The following is a 17539-nucleotide window of genomic DNA, read 5'->3' as shown; positions in this document are numbered from 1 at the left end:
ATTGCTTATTAGTTCAGTTTATCTAAGGAGAAGTTGTATGAAGATTCTTGTAGTAGATGATGACTTTAATATACGGCAACTCGTTTCCATACACTTAACAAAGCAAGGATATAAAGTGATAACTGCAAACAACGCAGAAGAGGCGCTTCTGTTGTTAGAAGAATCTCATGTGGATCTGGCTATTGTTGATGTAATGATGCCCGGAATGAACGGGTTTCAATTAACGAGATGCCTCACTGAGGAATTATCTATTCCTGTCATACTCCTTACAGCGAGGGGACAGATCGAAGACAAAGAGAAGGGATATTTAGCCGGAACCGAAGATTATATTGTAAAACCGTTTGAACCCCAAGAGCTGCTGTTCCGAATGGCCGTGGTTCTTAGGAGAATGGATCGCTCCGTCCAATCCGTACTGGAGATCGGTAACGTTCAATTGGACCATCGAAGTTTCGAAATGAGAATTGGGAAAGAGACGATGTTAATGCCGATGAAAGAGTTTGAATTACTCTCTCTGATGTTTTCATATGCTCCTAAAGTGGTCACTCGAAGTTTTCTAATGGAGGAAGTCTGGGGAGACAGCGAGGAGAATCTGGAATCCACACTAAATACACATATTAATCGCATTCGAGATCGACTGAAACGTCATGAAGCTAACGTTGAGATTCAGACCGTTCGTGGAGTGGGTTACAAAATAGAGGTTTTAGTATGAATAGCTTGTATAAACAATTTGTTACAGCTGCTTTGACTACGTTATTCATTAGTACGTTAATAGGGTTTCTTATTGTAAATACTTATTATACGGATGTAACGAAGCATAATACAGATGAACAGTTGGTTGAAATTGCGTATCATGTCGTCGATTTTCTAGAGAATACACCATTATCTACAGAAGCTGTATTTGAGTATCTAGATTCAGTAGCTCTACTTGGATACCAGATTCACCTCGATAATTTTGAGGGAGATACCTATGTCTTTGGTGAACCGTTTAATAGTAGTCATCCATTGTCTGACTCTGCAAAAGAGATCGTACAAGGTGGAGAAGTTTACCATGGCGTTCGTCATTTAAAAAACGGTATGTTTAGCCATTTTGATAATGAATTGCGGAACACGGTAGGTGTTCCTTATCATAAGGGTGAAACTGCATATGGTTTGTATATCAGGGCAAGTAATGATACGGTAACCACCGATTTTCACAAGTTGTTGATTGTATTCCTGCTTATTATTGCAGTTGTCAATGTTCTAGGTATGTTGTTGCTGGCTAGGCATATGACAAAGTCCATTTCTTATTTAACAGAAGCGACGAAGCAAATAGCTGTCGAAAATTATAATTATCATTTGCATATTTCTAGAAAGGATGAGATAGGGCAACTTGCCTCAAGCTTTCATCTTATGCAAATAAAGCTGCGTCACAATGATCTGGCAAGAAAAACATTCATAAGTAACGTTTCTCATGACTATCAGTCTCCTCTCATGAGTATTCAAGGCTATGCCCAGCTCTTGAAATCTCCTGTAATAGATGATAGTGAACGAATGGAGTATGCAGCAATAATTGAGAAAGAAACCCAGCGTTTGTCTAATCTAACCAATCAACTCCTAGTGGTCACTTCACTTGATCAAGAGTCGTACCCAATGACTTATACCGATCTACAATTGGATCTTCAGATAAAAGAAGTCATTCGAAAGTATTGGTGGAGAATTGAGGAAGCAAACATTGATGTATCGTATATTTTGCCATCAACTACGATATATGGTGATAAGAAGCTGCTCGAAAACATATGGGATAACCTATTGACCAATGCTGTGAAATATAACAAGCCCGGGGGGCTTATTGATGTTTCCATCGTTCCATTAGGCAAGAGCGTGGAAGTCATATTTAGAGATACCGGGATTGGCGTAGAGGAGGAGGATCTCCCTTATATATTTGATAAGTTCTATCGTGTAGATCCTTCAAGACCGAAGGAAGGTACTGGCCTAGGTCTATCCATTGTGAAACAAATCGTTGATTTGCACCAAGGAACGGTTGAAGTAGAGAGCACTCCTGGAGTCGGAACAAAGTTCAAAGTGCGCTTGCCCCTGTCACGATCCATCAAGTCATAAAGATAAGGGAGGAGAGAGCATATAATGTCATTAATGCAAGCGGATGTATCAAATCCAGAGCGGTAAGCCTGTCTAATAGGCACGCCCGGTAACCTTCTATGGGAGCCGCTTGTCTTGTTTAAGTAAATACAATAATATCTCCTCCGTGCCTGAACCTGGGACCGGAACAAAGAAACACCAGTGCAATCCGGGGTCATTATCGATGACAGCCGTGGAATGAAGCTCGAACTCCATCTCCTGTCCGTCTGGAAGACGAAATAATGCGGTGGCTACACGCTTTTGCTTGATTTCATACATGCGGTGTTGTAAACCCATTGCACGTAAAGAAAAGCAAAGAATTAGATGACAATTCGCCTACGAAAAACGATGTTAAAGATGCGAAAGTCATTGCGCAGTTGGTCAAGGATGGGAGATACGCCGTACCAAGCTTTCCTCAAGGCATTTATGCCGAACTAAGGGAAGCAATGAAGATTCGCGAGATCCTAACAACCGACCTTTGCATGGTTCAAGCACGAGTCCATAACTGGTTAGATCGGTACTTCCCAGAGTTCTTGACGGTGTTTAAAGATTGGGAATGCAAGTCTGCCATTCAAATGTTGAGTCTTTATTTAATGCCGAATGAGCTTGTTGAGGTCTCGGATGAAGCCTTACTGCAGCATTTACGAGCAGTTACAAAGCGAGGTCTTGGTCTTGGTCTAGGTCGGATCCAGAATCTGAAGGAAGCAGCAAGCCGATCTGTAGGCATAAGAGAAGGCACAGAATTAGCGAAAATGGAACTTAAGCTCATGCTTACTCAGTAAGAATGGCTTCATAGCCAACTCGAGGAACTGGAAGCAAGGTTAGATTCGTTACTCATACAGATTCCTCATGTGCAACAGTTACTGGCCATTAAAGGAATTGGATGAGACACCATCGCAGGTTTCCTTGCTGAAGTAGGTGACATTAGCAAGTACCGACATCCTAGGCAAATTACAAAGCTGGCTGGATTGAGTTTGAAAACTAATTCGTCCGGTACTCATACAGTCAAACTAAGATAACGAAGCGAGGCAGGAAACGTCTTCGTGCCTTGCTTTTTAAAGTTGCCGTTGGTGGCTAAGAACGCAGATTTCAAGGCATTGCACGAGTATTACACAAAGCGGCCGATAAATCCGTTGAAGAAAATGCAATCTCTCATCGCATTATGTAACAAACTCATACGGATCCTGTTCGGCATTTTGAAGAAGGAACATGAGTTTAGCGAAGGGAAGATGATACAGGATATCCCTCGATTAAAGGAGTTACCACTAGCAGCTTAACGAAGTGTTTTTAAGGACGATGACCAAACCAATATAACAAGAAGCACGGATGAGTCGGAACTGAACTAACATACGGACGAAGATCCTTTCGGGCAGCATATCTGACCTCCACCTCATGGACAGGTTGAATGAAGGAATGTGAGAGCGTAGACTCTGTGAGATGTGGGAGGGTTAACTACCATGGGCTATGTGGAGATCCAATCTTAGAAAAGATAGTTTGGTCAAAAGCTAAGAAAACGTGAGCATTTAAGAGAAAAGTGATTCTCCATAGAGGGAGTTTAGTTGAATTGAAGTCTACGTATCGGCTCACTTGGAAGTATCGTAAAGAAACAAGGGACAGACTGCCTTGTCGGCAGCTGCCACCTGTCTCTTTACCTTTTGCTAATTCAAAATCTAACGGTGGCTTATCGACGCTGCGTTCGAAACAGCCTCCCATGTCTCCCAAGTGGCTAAACGATCGGCATAGACACCGCGCACCAAAGGCAAGACCCCTGAGCCGACCGCAAACCGAAGAGGTGGGTCCTCGGCGTCTATGATTTGAAGAATTGCATCGGCCGTCGCATTCGGATCGCCTCGTTCTTCTGTCGATAAACGAACGGACACCTGATTTCGAAGTTCAGCGTAGACTTCCAATCCCTGTGATGTCTTCATGGACAGTGGGCTTCCAAAGTCAGTTGCGAAGGCGCCCGGCTCGAGCAAAGTGACCTTAATGCCGAAGCTTTTAACCTCCTGAGCGAGGCTATCGTGCAATGCTTCGACTGCCCATTTGGACGCGCAATAGAAGCCGATGAGCGGAGCTGCAACAATCCCCATGGCACTTGAGACGCCGAGAATGTGCCCGCTGCCCTGTAGTCGAAGCAGAGGCAGGGCAGCTTGGATCACACGAAGCGTACCAAAGTAATTGGTGTCAAATAGTTCGCGGACGTCGGATTCGTCAGCCTCTTCAGTCGTGCCAACCAGGGTGTAACCGGCGTTGTTTAGGACGACGTCCAGCCTGCCGAAATGCGCATGAGCCTGCTGAACGACATGCTCGACCTGCTGGGAATCTGTTACATCGAGCGCTAGGGGGAGAACAGCGTCTCCAAAACGTTCCTTAAGTTCGGCGATGTTTTCGGGTGTTCGAGCAGTCGCGGCGACCTTATCCCCGCGAGAGAGTGCAGCCTCCGCCCAAATGCGCCCTAATCCGCGAGAGGCTCCTGTAATGAACCAGACTTTGTTTTCCATAGTATTATCCTCCAATACAGTTCTTGTGTGTAGTATTTTTCAAGCTTCTGTTTTCTCTTTCGTTCTTCTATAATGTTACGGTTTAGCAGGTTGATACGGAATTTCAAATAAGTTAGCATGGTATTAACTTATGGTTTATGCAAAAGGAGGAGCCTGCCTGAATGATTGAGCAATTAAAGACGTTTGTTCAAGTGGCGGAGTCCGGAAGTTTTTCTAAGGCAGCCGAAAAGCTTTTTATCTCTTCAACCGCTGTGATGAAACAAATGAATTTGTTGGAAAAGCAAACCGGAGTCCCACTTCTTATCCGTACCAACCACGGTGTAAGCCTCACAAAGGCAGGAACAGCTTTTATCAAAGATGCGGAATATATGCTGCAGTATTTTCAAGAATCTCTTATTCGCATGCATCACTCTGCACGGGCCGATCGGCATGTTGTTCGGGTGGGTACTTCTATGCTTAATCCCTGTAAGGTTTTAATTGATTTGTGGAATGGGATTAGCGACCGATACTCTCAATTCGGTATAAACATCGTTCATTTCGAAGATGACGCACATACACTCCCAACCACTTACCGCATGATTGGCCAATCACTCGATATCATTGCGGGGCCATTTCTTACAGATAATTTGAAAGATTACTATCGTGTACTTGAACTGGGGAGTTACCGCGTTTGCTTTGCCGTATCTCGGCAACATAGGCTCGCTTCAAGAAAAACACTTTCTGTCAAAGATTTGTATGGGGAAAGATTGGCTGTAGTGAATGGTGGGAATAGTGCCGTCATTCATGAACTACGTGATTTCCTGAAAACGGAACATCCTCAAATACAAATAAAAGATGTTCCGCGTCTCTATGATCTTGATGTGTTTAATCGCTGTGAGGAAAGTAATACAGTTATGTTAACGTTGGAGGCGTGGGCAGATATTCATCCATCCTTGGTGACGATCCCTAGTGATTTAGATTTCGCAGTTCCATATGGTTTAATATATCCATTACATCCATCCAAGGAAGTGGGTCAATTCTTAGAAATTATAAAAGAAATGTAAGGTAATATTTTACCTAAGGCTGAGTGATGTCGAGGACAGCACAACGAAGTTTATGGCAAGGCGGAAAGATGCAGATCACGGGCAGATGTTGTATTATGCAGATGGCTATGTGACTGCTTCGTTTATGTATCACCTCAAAGGTGATGAAGAAGCGGCCAATGCGTTTTTCGGAGAGAATGCAGAGATAATTCATAACGAAAAGTGGCAGGAAACTGCGAATAATCAATAAAGGGACTTAACATAATTTCTTTTAATACCTAGCAACCGTGTTAAACCTCTCAGCTTGTCAGTTGTCACATAACATTGTGAACATTTTCATGCATTATGGTACTTAATGTGATCCGGCTCAGTTTGGTCGTGTCGAGGGACAAGAACATATTCCCATTGAAAGTCGCTATTTAGCGGCTTTTTCATTTTATCGGTACAAGTTCTTGTCCCAAGCCAAGGACAAGAACTTGTACCGATTGCCGAAAAGGACAAGAACATGGGCCGATTACCGATCACCTTAATTCATTAAACTAACGGGCCAGGGTACTCCTCAAAATCAATTAACCGGGGTAGCCCCAACGAACTCCTTGTCGCTCCACAGCATCGCATGTGATACGGGATTGATGTCCCAACCAGCCTCGAACATGGTTATGACAAGTAGGTGTGAACATTATAGCGCTCGGGATCTGGTCCCACGGGCAGGTGCGTTCGATCCGGCTACTGACAAATACACCACAGAGTAAAAGTGGTCAACCAGTAAAAACTGGCTGACCTCATAATACGACGGGAAACGTTAGTTCAATACAGCAAAGGGCAGTTTGCCGGTTGGCAGCCGCTTCTTTTTTTAATATGAGATGTTGAGTAACTACAGGAATGAACAAACTATGTTATGCTGGATACAACAAAGTGCGTTCATTTCAAGAAAGGGGTTTAAAATGCCATGTGCCGAAATATCAAGACCTTATTCAATTTTGACCCGCCTGCGACGGAAGAAGAAATTCAGGCTGCAGCGTTGCAATTCGTAAGGAAGCTCTCGGGCTTTAACCGTCCTTCCAAAGCAAACGAAGCTGCGTTTAACCAAGCGGTGCAAGAGTTCACCGTCGTTGCACAACAGCTGCTAGATTCTCTGGTGACTCAAGCCGAACCTCGCAATCGAGAGGTTGAGATCGCTCGGGCACGGGCACGAAACGCCAAGCGATTCGGGGAATCCTAAGCGGGTATAGACGGAATCGCATTAGATTCAATGAAATAACTATAAAATTAATGAGAGGTGCTTTTTCGGTGAGTGTAGTAGGTACGAAATAGGAAAATTTAATGGAATAAATACGATAGCAGAAGGAAATTATACTCATAATATCCTTTTATCTAGTTATGTTTCTATTCCATAACCTATGAAGATACCTTCAGTAGATTTATAAAGCGCCTAATATTAAGGAAATAGCTGTATTTATATAGCTTATTTCAATATGTATATTTACACAGGTCTTGTGAATGTAAAAAGCTGCGGTATCCCCGCGGCTTTTTTGTGTTTACTTATATTTCTATGAAAATAAACAACAAACTATATCATTTTATAGTTGCAGTGTCATTGAAATCTAATAAGTAGGTATCTTCATTATGTGCGTCGAGAAAAATATATAATGAGGAGAATTAAAATGAACGAGACAACTTACGAAAAACTACAATACAACGAATTAAAACAAATAATTAAATCTTATTGTGTGAGTGGATTAGGAAAACAATTATTAGATAAATTAAAACCAAGTACAAATCTAAATGTAGTCAAAAAGCGTTTAAATGAAACAACGTAAGCACGAACAATCTTAGATGCTGGGTGGCATGTGCCTTTTTTAGGTGTATCTAATATTGATCATTCAATACAAAGTCTGGAAAAAGAGTTTTTTGCACCAGTACTTGCATCATATGCCAATTCAATGACTGAATTTGAGAATGTGGAAGAAGAAATCAATTTTACGATCAAAGGAAGCAGTATTGATTCAGCTGCTAGTAAAGAATTAAAGAAAATTCGAAATAGTATTGAAGTTACTGAGGAAAAAATAAATGATCGATTAAATAAATTTTAAAAAAGTAGTGCAAATAAGGAGTATATTCAAGAATTCTTTATTAGTAAGAAAGGTGAACGCTTTACGATTCCTATAAAGGCTTCTTACAAAAACCAAGTTCCAGGTACAATAATTGAAGTTTCTCCTAAAGGTTCCACTGTGTTTATAGAACCAACTACAGTTACAAAGCTAGGTGGAGAACTTGCAAGTCTAAAAGCTGAAGAAGCAATGGAGGAATACCAAATATTGGCTAGTTTATCAGGAATGATTTTAGAGCACATCCATTCCGTATTCATCAGTTGAAACAAGTGGATGGTAAAATCAACATTTTCGGCATGAGCCTTGGTGGAGTAAAGCAAGTTGGGAGCATAGATGAAATTGTTGTGAACACAGGAAGTCGTCGGGATTTTTCGTTCTTAAGCGAGCTACGACTGAATATCGATCAAACTACGGAGAGTGTAGAAACGCTAGCTCCACTTATAGATCCTAATGTACACAGCTGTGGAACGGTTCGTCCACACGGTGAAAAAGAACTTCAGCATCTGGAAAAGAACTTTTATATGTTAAGCATGAAGAGCTACGGCCGAGCCCCAACTTTTCTAATGGCGACAGGCTACGAGCAGGTGAGATCCATTGCTGCATACCTGGCAGGAGATTACAAAGGAGCCGGAAAAGTAGAGTTGGAATTACCAGAGACGGGTGTATGCAGTAAATAAATAATGTATCCGATCAAGCTGAGGAGAGCTGCTGTTCTACAACACCTGCTGCTAAAGTGTCTTCATGCTGTAGCTAAGCTAGTGAAACTCAAATATATAAGATAATTTAGATGGGCCCGCTGGTTGACGGGCCTTTATGATAAAAGCTGACGATTCTTCAATTCTATAATTGAGTTAAATCAACGACTCCAATCTGATACGTTATTTTCACCAAACATATAATAAATTAATCTTTTTTTGAACTCATTCTTTCTAACTTTTCTTTATTAATGATAAAATATTCCCTGCCTTGTTTTTCTAATATTCCTTCTTCACGAAATTGGTTAAGTGTGTATAATAGATGTCGATAGCTTCCCCCCACGTATTCTGCTGTTTCGGTATGCTTCTCTTGAAAGTATCCATTATTTTCTATTTCTAGAATATATTTGGCCAATCGATTTTTAAATTCATAATCCTGCATAGCTGTATAATGATCAGTTCTTTTAAGTAATTTATTACCTAAATATTTTGATAAATTATGGAGGAAAAGATTGTCATTTAACAGATGCTCTTTCGATGAAGCCAATGGAACCGCTAAGCATGTGCAGTTATTTATAGCCACAACATCCTTTAAATTCTTTTCAACCTCAATCAAAGATAATTCACCAATAAAATCATCTTTCTTTAGAAACTGAATCAGCGCACGTTTTCCATTTTCGTGTACTAAATATATTTTTGCCTTCCCATCCAATAATAAAAATAGGTACTGAATATCTTCATCAAAGCGCACTATATATTCATTAGCAGAAAACTTACAAACAAAAGCCTGATGTAAAGCTGTTTTCGGAAAAGTTTCTTGAATATCATTATATATATCCACAAAATTTTCAGCGTAATCCTTTAAATTAATTTTCTCCATTTTATCACCTCTATATGAGATATCTCCTATTATTATATTTTTACTTTAGATATATTACTACCTAGAGGTGGTTAGGAATGAACAAATACAAACATATTATTTTTGACTTAGATGATACGATACTTGATTTTCATAATTCAGAAGAGAAGGCTTTGAAACAAATTATTACATTGTACGAGTTACCTTATAACAAACAAACCATTGCATGTTATAAGTACATTAATGATGGATTATGGCATCAATTAGAGGAAGGCTTGATTTCTCGTGATGAAGTGCTGACAACGCGGTTTTCGCTTTTTTTGAAGGAATTTCATATAGATGAAAACGGAGCAAAAGTTGAAGCTATGTACCGAGAGCATTTAAACCAAGGTCATTTGGCCGTTACCCATGCACATGAATTATTAAATGCTCTAAGTAAGCAAGATTATAAATTATACATTGGAACAAACGGTGTAGGAAAGACTCAAAGAAAAAGATTAGAAGATGCCAAGCTACAAGGATATTTTGAACAACTTTTTATCTCAGAAGAAATTGGTTATGAAAAACCGAATCCCCATTTCTTTTACTATATTTTTGATGCCCTGCATATAAGCCGCAAAGAACAAGTTCTAATGATAGGTGATCGTTTGACATCAGATATTCAAGGAGCGATCAATGTCGGAATAGATTGTGTGTGGTTTAACCCTAAGAAAAGCATGCCTAAATCATGTTCACCAAAGAGCACATATACAATAACAAATTTAATGCAAATAATGGACTTATTAGAGGAAGAATCATGAAAAAAGTAATTCCATCAATCCTACTCTATATAGTAAGTGCTATTGGCATTAGTCTTACATTAAAAGCCGATGTTGGAGTAAGCAGTTTTAATGCGATGAATTTATCTATATCTGAGTGGACTTCCATCAAAGTTGGTACAATTACATTCATTGCAAATCTCATTTTTCTAATCGGATATATCTTCCTTTGCGAAGAAAAGGATTATAAAAAATTCACTTTGATGTTCATTTCCATCTTGTTTTTTGGAATGATTATTAATTTCTTCCTCTATACTATTTTCGGTACGATTCACGTAGAAAATTATTTAGTAAGAATCGGACTTCTTATTTTTGGTTTGATACTAGCCGGTGGATCAACAGGTATTATTCTATCATTAGATATTATTCCTTTTCCTATTGAAAGTTTATGTTTACGAATAGCTGAATTAACAAAACGCTCTTTCTCTCAGTATAGATATTGTGTCGATCTATTCTCTATTGTTATATCAATAACAATATCACTACTATACAGTTTACCAATCAATATCCGTGAAGGAACGATTATCAGCTTCTTCTTATTGTCCGGCATTATTTCTTATACACGATTGAAATTTGCCAACTATCAGCAGAAACCAAAAAAAGGGGAATATAGCGCTAGCGCTAATTAGCCCTATAACTGCGACTTACCATGGAAGTGGGAGAGATTGACTGGGATAATCATTACACATCCGTTGAGGAGGAGAGGAACATGAATGTGGAAGTGTATACGTTAAATGCGTTTGCGAAAGGGGACCGTGGCGGTAATCCAGCTGGCGTTGTCTTGGAGAATGGCCTTTCGCTGGATGATACCGAGAAGCAGCTCATAGCGAAGGATTTGGGCTTTTCGGAAACGGCCTTTATGGAAAAATCCTTGCTTGCGGATTACAAAATCCGCTTTTTCACCCCCACCAGCGAAGTTGATCTGTGCGGACACGCCACGATTGCTGCATTTGGACTAATGCGTTCGCTGGGTTTGGCAGAGGAAGGGGCCTTCTATAGGATAGAAACCAAGGCAGGAATATTGGATGTCGATATTAGCTCGGAGGGTCTTGTTTATTTGTCACAGGCTTTACCACAATTTCTTGAAAGGATATCCTGTGAGGAAATCGCCCCATCTTTGGGGATGGATGCCGAGGATCTTGAAACCGGGTTGCCCATCCAGATTGTTTCGACGGGGCTTCGGGACATTTTGATCCCGATTCGCAGTAGGAAGCTCTTGAATGAGGTTCAGCCCAATTTTGACGCTATAACCGCCATAAGCAAAAAATATGATGTGGTTGGATATCATCTGTTCACACTGGATACTCCAGACGATGCTGCTGCGGAATGCAGAAATTTTGCGCCGCTGCACGATATTCCCGAGGAGAGTGCGACAGGAACATCCAACGGTGCCCTGCTCTGCTATTTGTACCAACATGCCAACGATCTTTGCGGGAAGTGGAGCACGTCATGATCCGGCAAGGGTATTCGATGGATTGTCCTTCTGAAATCAAGGTTGGATTGCGCCTGAGCGAGAGCGGCGAGATCAACCAGGTTCGGGTTGGTGGTGCGGTAGCTGGCATTGAACGAAGACAAATTATGATATAAGCGGAATTTATTTGAAAACTTGAAATTCCTTCTGGAAAAACAGTTGAAAAGAAGTTTAAGTTAGAAGGTCAAGCATTAAAATATGCACAGTGTAATTGTTTTACAGAAGGAACTAAAGTCCAAACAGACGAAGGGGAGAAGAGTATCGAAGGCATTGAAGTCGGAGATAAGGTTCTCTCGAAGAATGAAGAGACTGGCGAGGTTGCTTATAAAGAGGTAACAGCGACGTTCAACCATGAGACGGATGAAATTTATCATATTTATGTGGGCGATCAAGTCATTGAATCAACCTATAATCATCCGTTCTATGTAAAAGACAAAGGATGGACTTTCGTTAAAGACCTGAAAGTTGGCGACTTGCTTGTTTCGAGTGATAGTTCTAAACTGGCAATAGATAAGATTGAGAAAGAGCCACGGGAAGCAACGGTTTATAACTTTGAGGTCAAAGACTTTAATTCTTATTTTGTATCCAATCTTGGAGTATGGGTGCATAATTGTGGGATTCTTAAAGCCAATAATATGTCAGAGTTCTTTAAACTTGATTTGGTTCTTCGTTAAAGAATTTTTCACAAAAAACAAGTACTGTTGTTAAAGGTGCTACGGTGTACAAGATTACTGGAAAAACAGTTAATGATTATTTGAAAAAAGGTGACCAATATTATTTAGATACATTAAGGAAGAACTAAATGAACAAGTTTCTAATTTAAATGATTTCCAAGAAATGATTATTGAACTTAGGGATATTTTATCCAAACTTGAGAACAGTGATTCACATTCGGTAGATGAAACGGTTGAAACCCTGCTACAACTGCACTTGAAATATTCAGACTGCATTTGGCATATTGACCAAATCCATGAGTTAGTAAAAAAAAAGGCAGGAAACTATCGAGATTCAAATTAGTTTTTTATCAGAGACCTTGGGGCAATAAATCCTCAAGGTCTTTCTTTTACCCCACGAAATCAGGAGTACCCCGTATGCCAAGAGAAAGACGTACATTTACAGCAGAATTCAAGAGACAAATGGTTCAGTTATATGAAAATGGGAAAACAAGAGCAGCCATTGTAAAAAGAGTATGAGCTTAGCCCATCTGCTGTCGGGGAACAAGAACATATTCCCATTGAAAGTCGCTATTTTAGCGACTTATTTATTTTATCGGTACAAGTTCTTGTCCCAAGCCAAGGACAAGAACTTGTACCGATTGCCGAGATGGACAAGAACATGATCCGATTACCGATTAGCAGTATATCTATTCGATTCTCAGCCTGCTAAATCATTAAGCTAACGGGTAGTTTAAGCAGATTCCTCATTTAATTGAAAAAGTTTTATAAAAAGGTAAGCGATACGTTGATCGAATTATTGTGAGGGGCTGAACCAGAACTTTATTCCGTGATAAAAAGGAGAATTATGATGTTCCTTCAACACAGGAATAACGACGACCAATCTAAAAAAACAATAAATTGAATATGGGCATCGATGCCACTCTATCAAGTAATTTGTATTGCTCAATCAATCCTCTCGATTACGTTGTCAACAGATAACAAATCCCATACGCTCATCAAATGAGTTATGGCAGCAGCAATTTCCTCGTATGGAACATCGTCTCGGGCTTGCGTAGAAATCCCTCGTAAAAATGTTTCAAATAACGTAATCACCATGGAAATATCCGTGAATTCTGGCAACTCCCCGTTGGCTACGGCTCGTTCTATACAATCTTTGATCCACCCCCGGACTCTCTTTCTTTCATTTGATAGAAGGTCTTGGATATGTTGTTGCTCAGGAGAACAGTTAACTGTGGACAACACCAACAGACAACCTAAAGGGTGAGTGTTCTCTGTCTGGAACCGAGCTGCTTCTAGCAGTCCCAATTCCATGGCTGCTCTCGACGTTATGTTTGTATTTTTGAAAGTTTCCGAAGCATGTCCATACATCGATATGTACCGATCAATCACTTCGCGGAACAGATCTTCTTTTGACTTAAACGCTGCGTAAAAACTTGCAGATGATATATTTCCCATTGCGGCCTTTAACTGAGCTAGTGAAGTGGATTCGAAGCCATATTCCCAGAAAAGAATCATGGCGGCGTCAACCGCCTCGTCACGATTAAATGTACGTGGACGTCCTGTTCGCGGCATAAGATGACCTCCTTTTTTAATTTTATACTAATCGATCCAGAAGTCCTTGACAAGAATGGAGTGTTTAAACATAATATATGGAATGAATGTTCTATAATTCGAATTGGCTGAAGAGAGATCACTTACATTTGTATAATCTTTTCTAAAAAGGATGTGTCGACAAATGATAAACTTTCGAGACAAAGAATATCGCTGTACCTCGGAAATTGTACTCGGCTTAATCAGTGGGAAATGGAAGATATCCATTTTAAACCGCTTAGCAAAAGGTCCAGTACGGTATAATGAGCTGCGACGGGAACTTCCTGAAGCAACCCAACGTATGCTTACGATGCAGCTAAGAATACTAGAAAGCGACGGGCTTATTATTCGCAAGGTTTATCCAGTTTCACCGCCAAAAGTGGAATATTGCTTATCTCAGCTGGGCGAACAACTTTCCGTTATGCTCATGATGTTATGCGATTTTGGAACCAACTATATCGAAAACTTTCCCGATGAAGTATTGTACACAGATCACAAGAATGCATAAAAAGCTACTGCTGTGCATTTACCATTAACCTTGCCTTGATCGGGCTGCTCTTGATACTCGAAAAGCAGGAGGTACTTTTCAAATTACCTCCTGCTTTGATATGTCTTAATTATATATTTCCTTCGTGTTGATCTCGCAGTGCATTATTCACTTTAGTCTTACTGACGGTTCCTTGCTTCAAACGATAGTTGACCCATGCCAACACTGCCGCGAGTACGGCTACAATTCCCCCAGACCAGGATAGATCAATAAGCTTCATGTTCGTAGTGACAAATCCACCTAAAGCGGATCCGATCGCAATGCCAACGTTGTTGGCAACGGAGGTTAAGGACGAGGCTAAGTCTCTTGCCTCCGGAACATGCTCATCGGCAAAATCAATGAAGTACAACTGCATCGTCGAGTTCATAAGATAAACAACGAGAGCCATGAATGAGATGCTGACGAGTCCCCCAACAAGAGAGCCGGAAGTAAAATATAGTGACACCAAGATGACAGCTTGAGCCAGAAGCACATAGCGTATTTTTTTCATCCCGTCACCGACAGCCAGCTTTCCTCCGATTAGCGTGCTGAAAATAGACACAATACCATACAGTAAAAAAATGAGACTAATATAACGAGCCGGAACAAAAAGCACATCCTGGAGCAAAGGAGCTAAATACGTATAGATGCTATAAGTAGCTGCTATACTTAACATCATAATGGCGAAAGCAAGCACAATTCTGGGGTAGGTTAGCAATCTGAGTTGTTTTGTGAGTGGACTGTGCGTTCCTTTTAGTCCTCTAGGAATGGTTGCGATGCTTGCTATCAAAGAAATGATTCCCAACAATGTGGTTAACCAGTATGCCAAATGCCAACCGCCCCATTGTCCGATAAAAGTACCAAGAGGTACGCCAAGGACGCTTGCCACAGTGAAACCAGTAAAGATGATGGAGATCACAGGCCCTCTTTTTTCCGGAGGCATGACTTCACTTGCCACTGACATCGCGAGTGCGATCAAGACGCCGGTAACTACGGCCGTGATTATTCTTGACACCAGAAGCAGGCCATATGATTCTGATAAAGCCGTGATGATATTCCCAACAATAAATATGCTGAGTAAGACAAGGATGAGAGGGAATTTGGAAAATCGGCTGAATAATGCTGTGAAGACCGGTGTACCTATAGCAAAGGTAAGCGCAAAAGCCGTCACCAGAAAGCCTGCAGTCGATATGGCGATTTTCATATCTGTGGCAACTTCAGATAATAATCCGACCATCAAAAACTCACTGGTCCCCAGAATAAAGGTCATTAAAAATAAATTCATTGTCAAAAACTTTTGTTGTCTGGTCAATATAGATTCTTCCTTTCTATCCAAAATGAATGGTGGGTTTCATTTCACAATTTACAGCACTAGAAATTGCGTACCGAAGCCTTTGCCGGAAACATATGCCGCCTCCAGCTCCTCCTGATCTCCTTTATCCAATAAAACTACATTTTCGGGATAGAGTTTGCCTAGTAGAGCCCATAGGACAAGTTCGTTTTTGCCAGTCGGAATGAAATGGATGCCATCTGCATTGGTGACCAATCCTGAATGCGAGAGAATGTCTTCAGCAGGGTGCCAGTTGATGTAATCTCGTTTTTTAAATTCGCACCCGGCATTGCTGCTTTTTTGTGGCCGATATAAAAACCGCTGCCCCCTAAAAAGTTGACCAAGATCTACTGCAAACTTGCTGCCTTTTATCTCCAAACTGAACTGAAGGGTCGTTCGATCTGTACTGGTATTTGGCAGCAACCGGCCAATGGATGGTTCATTGTAATCCTCCCCATATTCAGGAAGCAATTCGTCGTCAGCGGGTGTTCCTTTTACTGCCTCTTTACGGGGCGCGGAAAAATAATCTTCATATTCATAATCGAAGGAGACCGCAGCCAAACCATCTGCATCTTCTGCCTGTATCGTTTGTACGGGATGCCATCTGAGGAGATAACGGGATGCCGTACGGGCAGACTCACCCAAACCAGCCGGCAAAACAGTGCCTAGAGGATATTGGAAGCCGTAACCGACTTTATCCAACCCTGAGCTAACCACACTTTGTGCATAGTGGATGATCGATTTGTGTGTCAATTTTTTCTTGAACAGTTGCGTTAAGAATACTTCTCGGGATGGCTCTAGAAAACGCAATCCTTTGAATTCCCTATATTCCTTGACTTCAAACGGAACCTCTTCCCAATTGGCAAATGGTAATAAGGCATCCCGAAGTAAAACGAATTGGTGTAAGTATTCATTATAAATCTGCATAATTCTTGGTCCGCCGAATGGTCCCCAAACCTGAGCAGTGGCTTCCGGGGTCAGTGGATGACCATAACAGTGGCTTCGAAATTCCAGTTCACTAAGCGTTTCTGATCCATACTTAGCCAATGTCTTTTTCTCAGCATTGATCTCTCTGGCCCAGCTTACCAATTGTTCTCCGATACGTACCGCTTGAGCACTAATCTCTATACCGGCATGATCTTCAAGTTCCAATGATTTTAAGGGCAAAGAAGACAAGCGTCCGGAAATCGCCAAATTGGCTAACAGGCTATTTAAGAGTACTGTCGGATCGCTCTTCACTGGTTCGCCCAGCTGAACCAGCATGGCCTCAAGCATTTTATCGAGTTCGATAACAATCTCTTTTGCTCGATATATGCCTTCAGGCAAATTCCAATCCACGTTCGAGTTCACGCCCTGTCTGATGGAGTTGACTGGTTTGCTGTCAATGAGTCGCTCAATATCTATGGTTTCTCCCCAAACGACTTTCTTCTCTTTCAAAATAAGTTGATATTCCTTCATTTCTTAGCACCTCACCTATGATTTTTTTAACGACTGTGTGTCGCACAATCAATTGTGGATTGATCGTTCTGTATGTAAGGTTATCAGCCTTACTAATTGGTGAAAAGTACGCACTTTTTTGTGTGAACGGAACATTTTTGTGGGGTAGGATACATTTTGATACTAGAAATGGACTTGATACAAAGATCGGCTCTGCATGCCGATGGTGTCTTGAGATGAAAGAAGGGCGGGAAAAGATTTTTGAGCAATGATAGTTTTTACTTCCTTTCAGAAGGATGGTCGACTGATTGATGCTCTGGAGATGATTTGCCATTAAAGTAGGGGAATGTTGATGAATGAGGCCTAATCGAGTGATTTATTAAAAAC

Annotated in this window: 15 protein-coding genes and 4 pseudogenes; 13 read left to right on the top strand and 6 right to left on the bottom strand. The window is 40.9% G+C overall.

Features of this window, described 5'->3' with window-relative positions:
- Positions 1-37: 37 nt before the first annotated feature.
- On the top strand, positions 38-709 hold the full coding sequence (locus tag ACFSVM_RS09770) for a response regulator transcription factor (protein ID WP_379261756.1): 672 nt from the start codon (positions 38-40) through the stop codon (positions 707-709).
- Positions 706-2097, top strand: a complete 1392-nt coding sequence (locus ACFSVM_RS09765; RefSeq protein WP_379261754.1) for a HAMP domain-containing sensor histidine kinase — start codon at positions 706-708, stop codon at positions 2095-2097. The genes ACFSVM_RS09770 and ACFSVM_RS09765 overlap by 4 nt, the downstream gene beginning before the upstream one ends.
- Before the next feature lie 96 nt (positions 2098-2193).
- Here ACFSVM_RS09765 and ACFSVM_RS09760 read toward each other — a convergent pair whose 3' ends face one another.
- A complete protein-coding gene (locus tag ACFSVM_RS09760) occupies positions 2194-2394 on the bottom strand; it encodes a hypothetical protein (protein WP_379261752.1) in 201 nt (66 codons plus the stop codon).
- A gap of 8 nt (positions 2395-2402) precedes the next feature.
- On the opposite strand from ACFSVM_RS09760, the pseudogene ACFSVM_RS09755 reads away from it, so the two are divergent.
- A pseudogene (locus ACFSVM_RS09755) lies at positions 2403-3392 on the top strand (IS110 family transposase); the annotation flags it as partial.
- Positions 3393-3785: 393 nt separating this feature from the next.
- On the opposite strand, the gene ACFSVM_RS09750 reads toward ACFSVM_RS09755, so the two are convergent.
- A complete protein-coding gene (locus tag ACFSVM_RS09750; RefSeq protein ID WP_379261750.1) occupies positions 3786-4616 on the bottom strand; it encodes an SDR family NAD(P)-dependent oxidoreductase in 831 nt (276 codons plus the stop codon).
- Positions 4617-4777: 161 nt separating this feature from the next.
- On the opposite strand from ACFSVM_RS09750, the gene ACFSVM_RS09745 reads away from it, so the two are divergent.
- The 5 genes and pseudogenes from ACFSVM_RS09745 to ACFSVM_RS09725 all read left to right on the top strand — a co-directional run.
- On the top strand, positions 4778-5659 hold the full coding sequence (locus tag ACFSVM_RS09745; RefSeq protein ID WP_379261749.1) for a LysR family transcriptional regulator: 882 nt from the start codon (positions 4778-4780) through the stop codon (positions 5657-5659).
- A 52-nt stretch (positions 5660-5711) separates the two neighbouring features.
- Positions 5712-5888, top strand: a complete 177-nt coding sequence (locus ACFSVM_RS09740; protein ID WP_179085596.1) for a hypothetical protein — start codon at positions 5712-5714, stop codon at positions 5886-5888.
- A gap of 699 nt (positions 5889-6587) precedes the next feature.
- Positions 6588-6860 carry a DUF2277 domain-containing protein gene (locus ACFSVM_RS09735; RefSeq protein WP_076315284.1) on the top strand — a complete coding sequence of 91 codons (273 nt, stop codon included), beginning with the start codon at positions 6588-6590 and terminating at the stop codon, positions 6858-6860.
- Positions 6861-7302: 442 nt separating this feature from the next.
- Positions 7303-8010: pseudogene (locus ACFSVM_RS09730) on the top strand (endonuclease MutS2); the annotation flags it as partial.
- Positions 7992-8503, top strand: a pseudogene (locus ACFSVM_RS09725) (glutamate synthase); the annotation flags it as partial. The pseudogenes ACFSVM_RS09730 and ACFSVM_RS09725, both read left to right, overlap by 19 nt.
- 149 nt (positions 8504-8652) lie before the next feature.
- Here the strand turns inward: ACFSVM_RS09725 and yeiL are convergent.
- A complete protein-coding gene (gene yeiL / locus ACFSVM_RS09720) occupies positions 8653-9324 on the bottom strand; it encodes a transcriptional regulator YeiL (RefSeq protein ID WP_083656206.1) in 672 nt (223 codons plus the stop codon).
- Positions 9325-9401: 77 nt separating this feature from the next.
- Here yeiL and ACFSVM_RS09715 point away from each other — a divergent pair, with 77 nt between their 5' ends.
- The 4 genes and pseudogenes from ACFSVM_RS09715 to ACFSVM_RS09700 all read left to right on the top strand — a co-directional run bounded on the left by ACFSVM_RS09715 (position 9402) and on the right by ACFSVM_RS09700 (position 12266).
- Positions 9402-10103, top strand: a complete 702-nt coding sequence (locus ACFSVM_RS09715) for a YjjG family noncanonical pyrimidine nucleotidase (RefSeq protein ID WP_379261746.1) — start codon at positions 9402-9404, stop codon at positions 10101-10103.
- Positions 10100-10750, top strand: a complete 651-nt coding sequence (locus ACFSVM_RS09710) for a YczE/YyaS/YitT family protein (RefSeq protein WP_076315281.1) — start codon at positions 10100-10102, stop codon at positions 10748-10750. The genes ACFSVM_RS09715 and ACFSVM_RS09710 overlap by 4 nt, the downstream gene beginning before the upstream one ends.
- Positions 10751-10830: 80 nt before the next feature.
- Positions 10831-11708: pseudogene (locus tag ACFSVM_RS09705) on the top strand (PhzF family phenazine biosynthesis protein).
- Positions 11709-11732: 24 nt separating this feature from the next.
- The gene (locus tag ACFSVM_RS09700) at positions 11733-12266 is read left to right on the top strand and encodes a polymorphic toxin-type HINT domain-containing protein (RefSeq protein ID WP_083656204.1); all 534 of its coding nucleotides are present in this window, start codon (positions 11733-11735) and stop codon (positions 12264-12266) included.
- 945 nt (positions 12267-13211) lie between these two features.
- Here the strand turns inward: ACFSVM_RS09700 and ACFSVM_RS09695 are convergent.
- Positions 13212-13841 carry a TetR/AcrR family transcriptional regulator gene (locus tag ACFSVM_RS09695; protein ID WP_379261743.1) on the bottom strand — a complete coding sequence of 210 codons (630 nt, stop codon included), beginning with the start codon at positions 13839-13841 and terminating at the stop codon, positions 13212-13214.
- 163 nt (positions 13842-14004) lie between these two features.
- On the opposite strand from ACFSVM_RS09695, the gene ACFSVM_RS09690 reads away from it, so the two are divergent.
- Entirely contained in the window at positions 14005-14367 is a 363-nt protein-coding gene (locus ACFSVM_RS09690; RefSeq protein ID WP_076315277.1) for a winged helix-turn-helix transcriptional regulator, read from the top strand.
- Positions 14368-14476: 109 nt separating this feature from the next.
- Here the strand turns inward: ACFSVM_RS09690 and ACFSVM_RS09685 are convergent, their stop codons facing one another.
- Both ACFSVM_RS09685 and ACFSVM_RS09680 read right to left on the bottom strand, forming a co-directional pair.
- Positions 14477-15697, bottom strand: coding sequence for an MFS transporter (locus ACFSVM_RS09685; protein ID WP_379261741.1), 1221 nt, complete (start codon positions 15695-15697; stop codon positions 14477-14479).
- Positions 15698-15748: 51 nt separating this feature from the next.
- A complete protein-coding gene (locus ACFSVM_RS09680; RefSeq protein WP_379261739.1) occupies positions 15749-17173 on the bottom strand; it encodes a hypothetical protein in 1425 nt (474 codons plus the stop codon).
- Positions 17174-17539 lie beyond the last annotated feature (366 nt).

It is taken from the genome of Paenibacillus shunpengii (assembly GCF_042684905.1).
In the GTDB taxonomy this organism is placed as follows: domain Bacteria; phylum Bacillota; class Bacilli; order Paenibacillales; family Paenibacillaceae; genus Paenibacillus; species Paenibacillus shunpengii.
Note: the sequence above shows the minus strand (reverse complement) of the source record. Positions and strands in the feature narration are given on the sequence as shown.

Bases quoted from the DNA above. Each gene is read 5' to 3' on its own strand.
- ACFSVM_RS09770 (WP_379261756.1), top strand. From the start codon at position 38: ATGAAGATTCTTGTAGTAGATGATGACTTTAATATACGGCAACTCGTT.
- ACFSVM_RS09765 (WP_379261754.1), top strand. From the start codon at position 706: ATGAATAGCTTGTATAAACAATTTGTTACAGCTGCTTTGACTACGTTA.
- ACFSVM_RS09760 (WP_379261752.1), bottom strand. From the start codon at position 2,394: ATGTATGAAATCAAGCAAAAGCGTGTAGCCACCGCATTATTTCGTCTT.
- ACFSVM_RS09750 (WP_379261750.1), bottom strand. From the start codon at position 4,616: ATGGAAAACAAAGTCTGGTTCATTACAGGAGCCTCTCGCGGATTAGGG.
- ACFSVM_RS09745 (WP_379261749.1), top strand. From the start codon at position 4,778: ATGATTGAGCAATTAAAGACGTTTGTTCAAGTGGCGGAGTCCGGAAGT.
- ACFSVM_RS09740 (WP_179085596.1), top strand. From the start codon at position 5,712: ATGGCAAGGCGGAAAGATGCAGATCACGGGCAGATGTTGTATTATGCA.
- ACFSVM_RS09735 (WP_076315284.1), top strand. From the start codon at position 6,588: ATGTGCCGAAATATCAAGACCTTATTCAATTTTGACCCGCCTGCGACG.
- yeiL (WP_083656206.1), bottom strand. From the start codon at position 9,324: ATGGAGAAAATTAATTTAAAGGATTACGCTGAAAATTTTGTGGATATA.
- ACFSVM_RS09715 (WP_379261746.1), top strand. From the start codon at position 9,402: ATGAACAAATACAAACATATTATTTTTGACTTAGATGATACGATACTT.
- ACFSVM_RS09710 (WP_076315281.1), top strand. From the start codon at position 10,100: ATGAAAAAAGTAATTCCATCAATCCTACTCTATATAGTAAGTGCTATT.
- ACFSVM_RS09695 (WP_379261743.1), bottom strand. From the start codon at position 13,841: ATGCCGCGAACAGGACGTCCACGTACATTTAATCGTGACGAGGCGGTT.
- ACFSVM_RS09690 (WP_076315277.1), top strand. From the start codon at position 14,005: ATGATAAACTTTCGAGACAAAGAATATCGCTGTACCTCGGAAATTGTA.
- ACFSVM_RS09680 (WP_379261739.1), bottom strand. From the start codon at position 17,173: ATGAAGGAATATCAACTTATTTTGAAAGAGAAGAAAGTCGTTTGGGGA.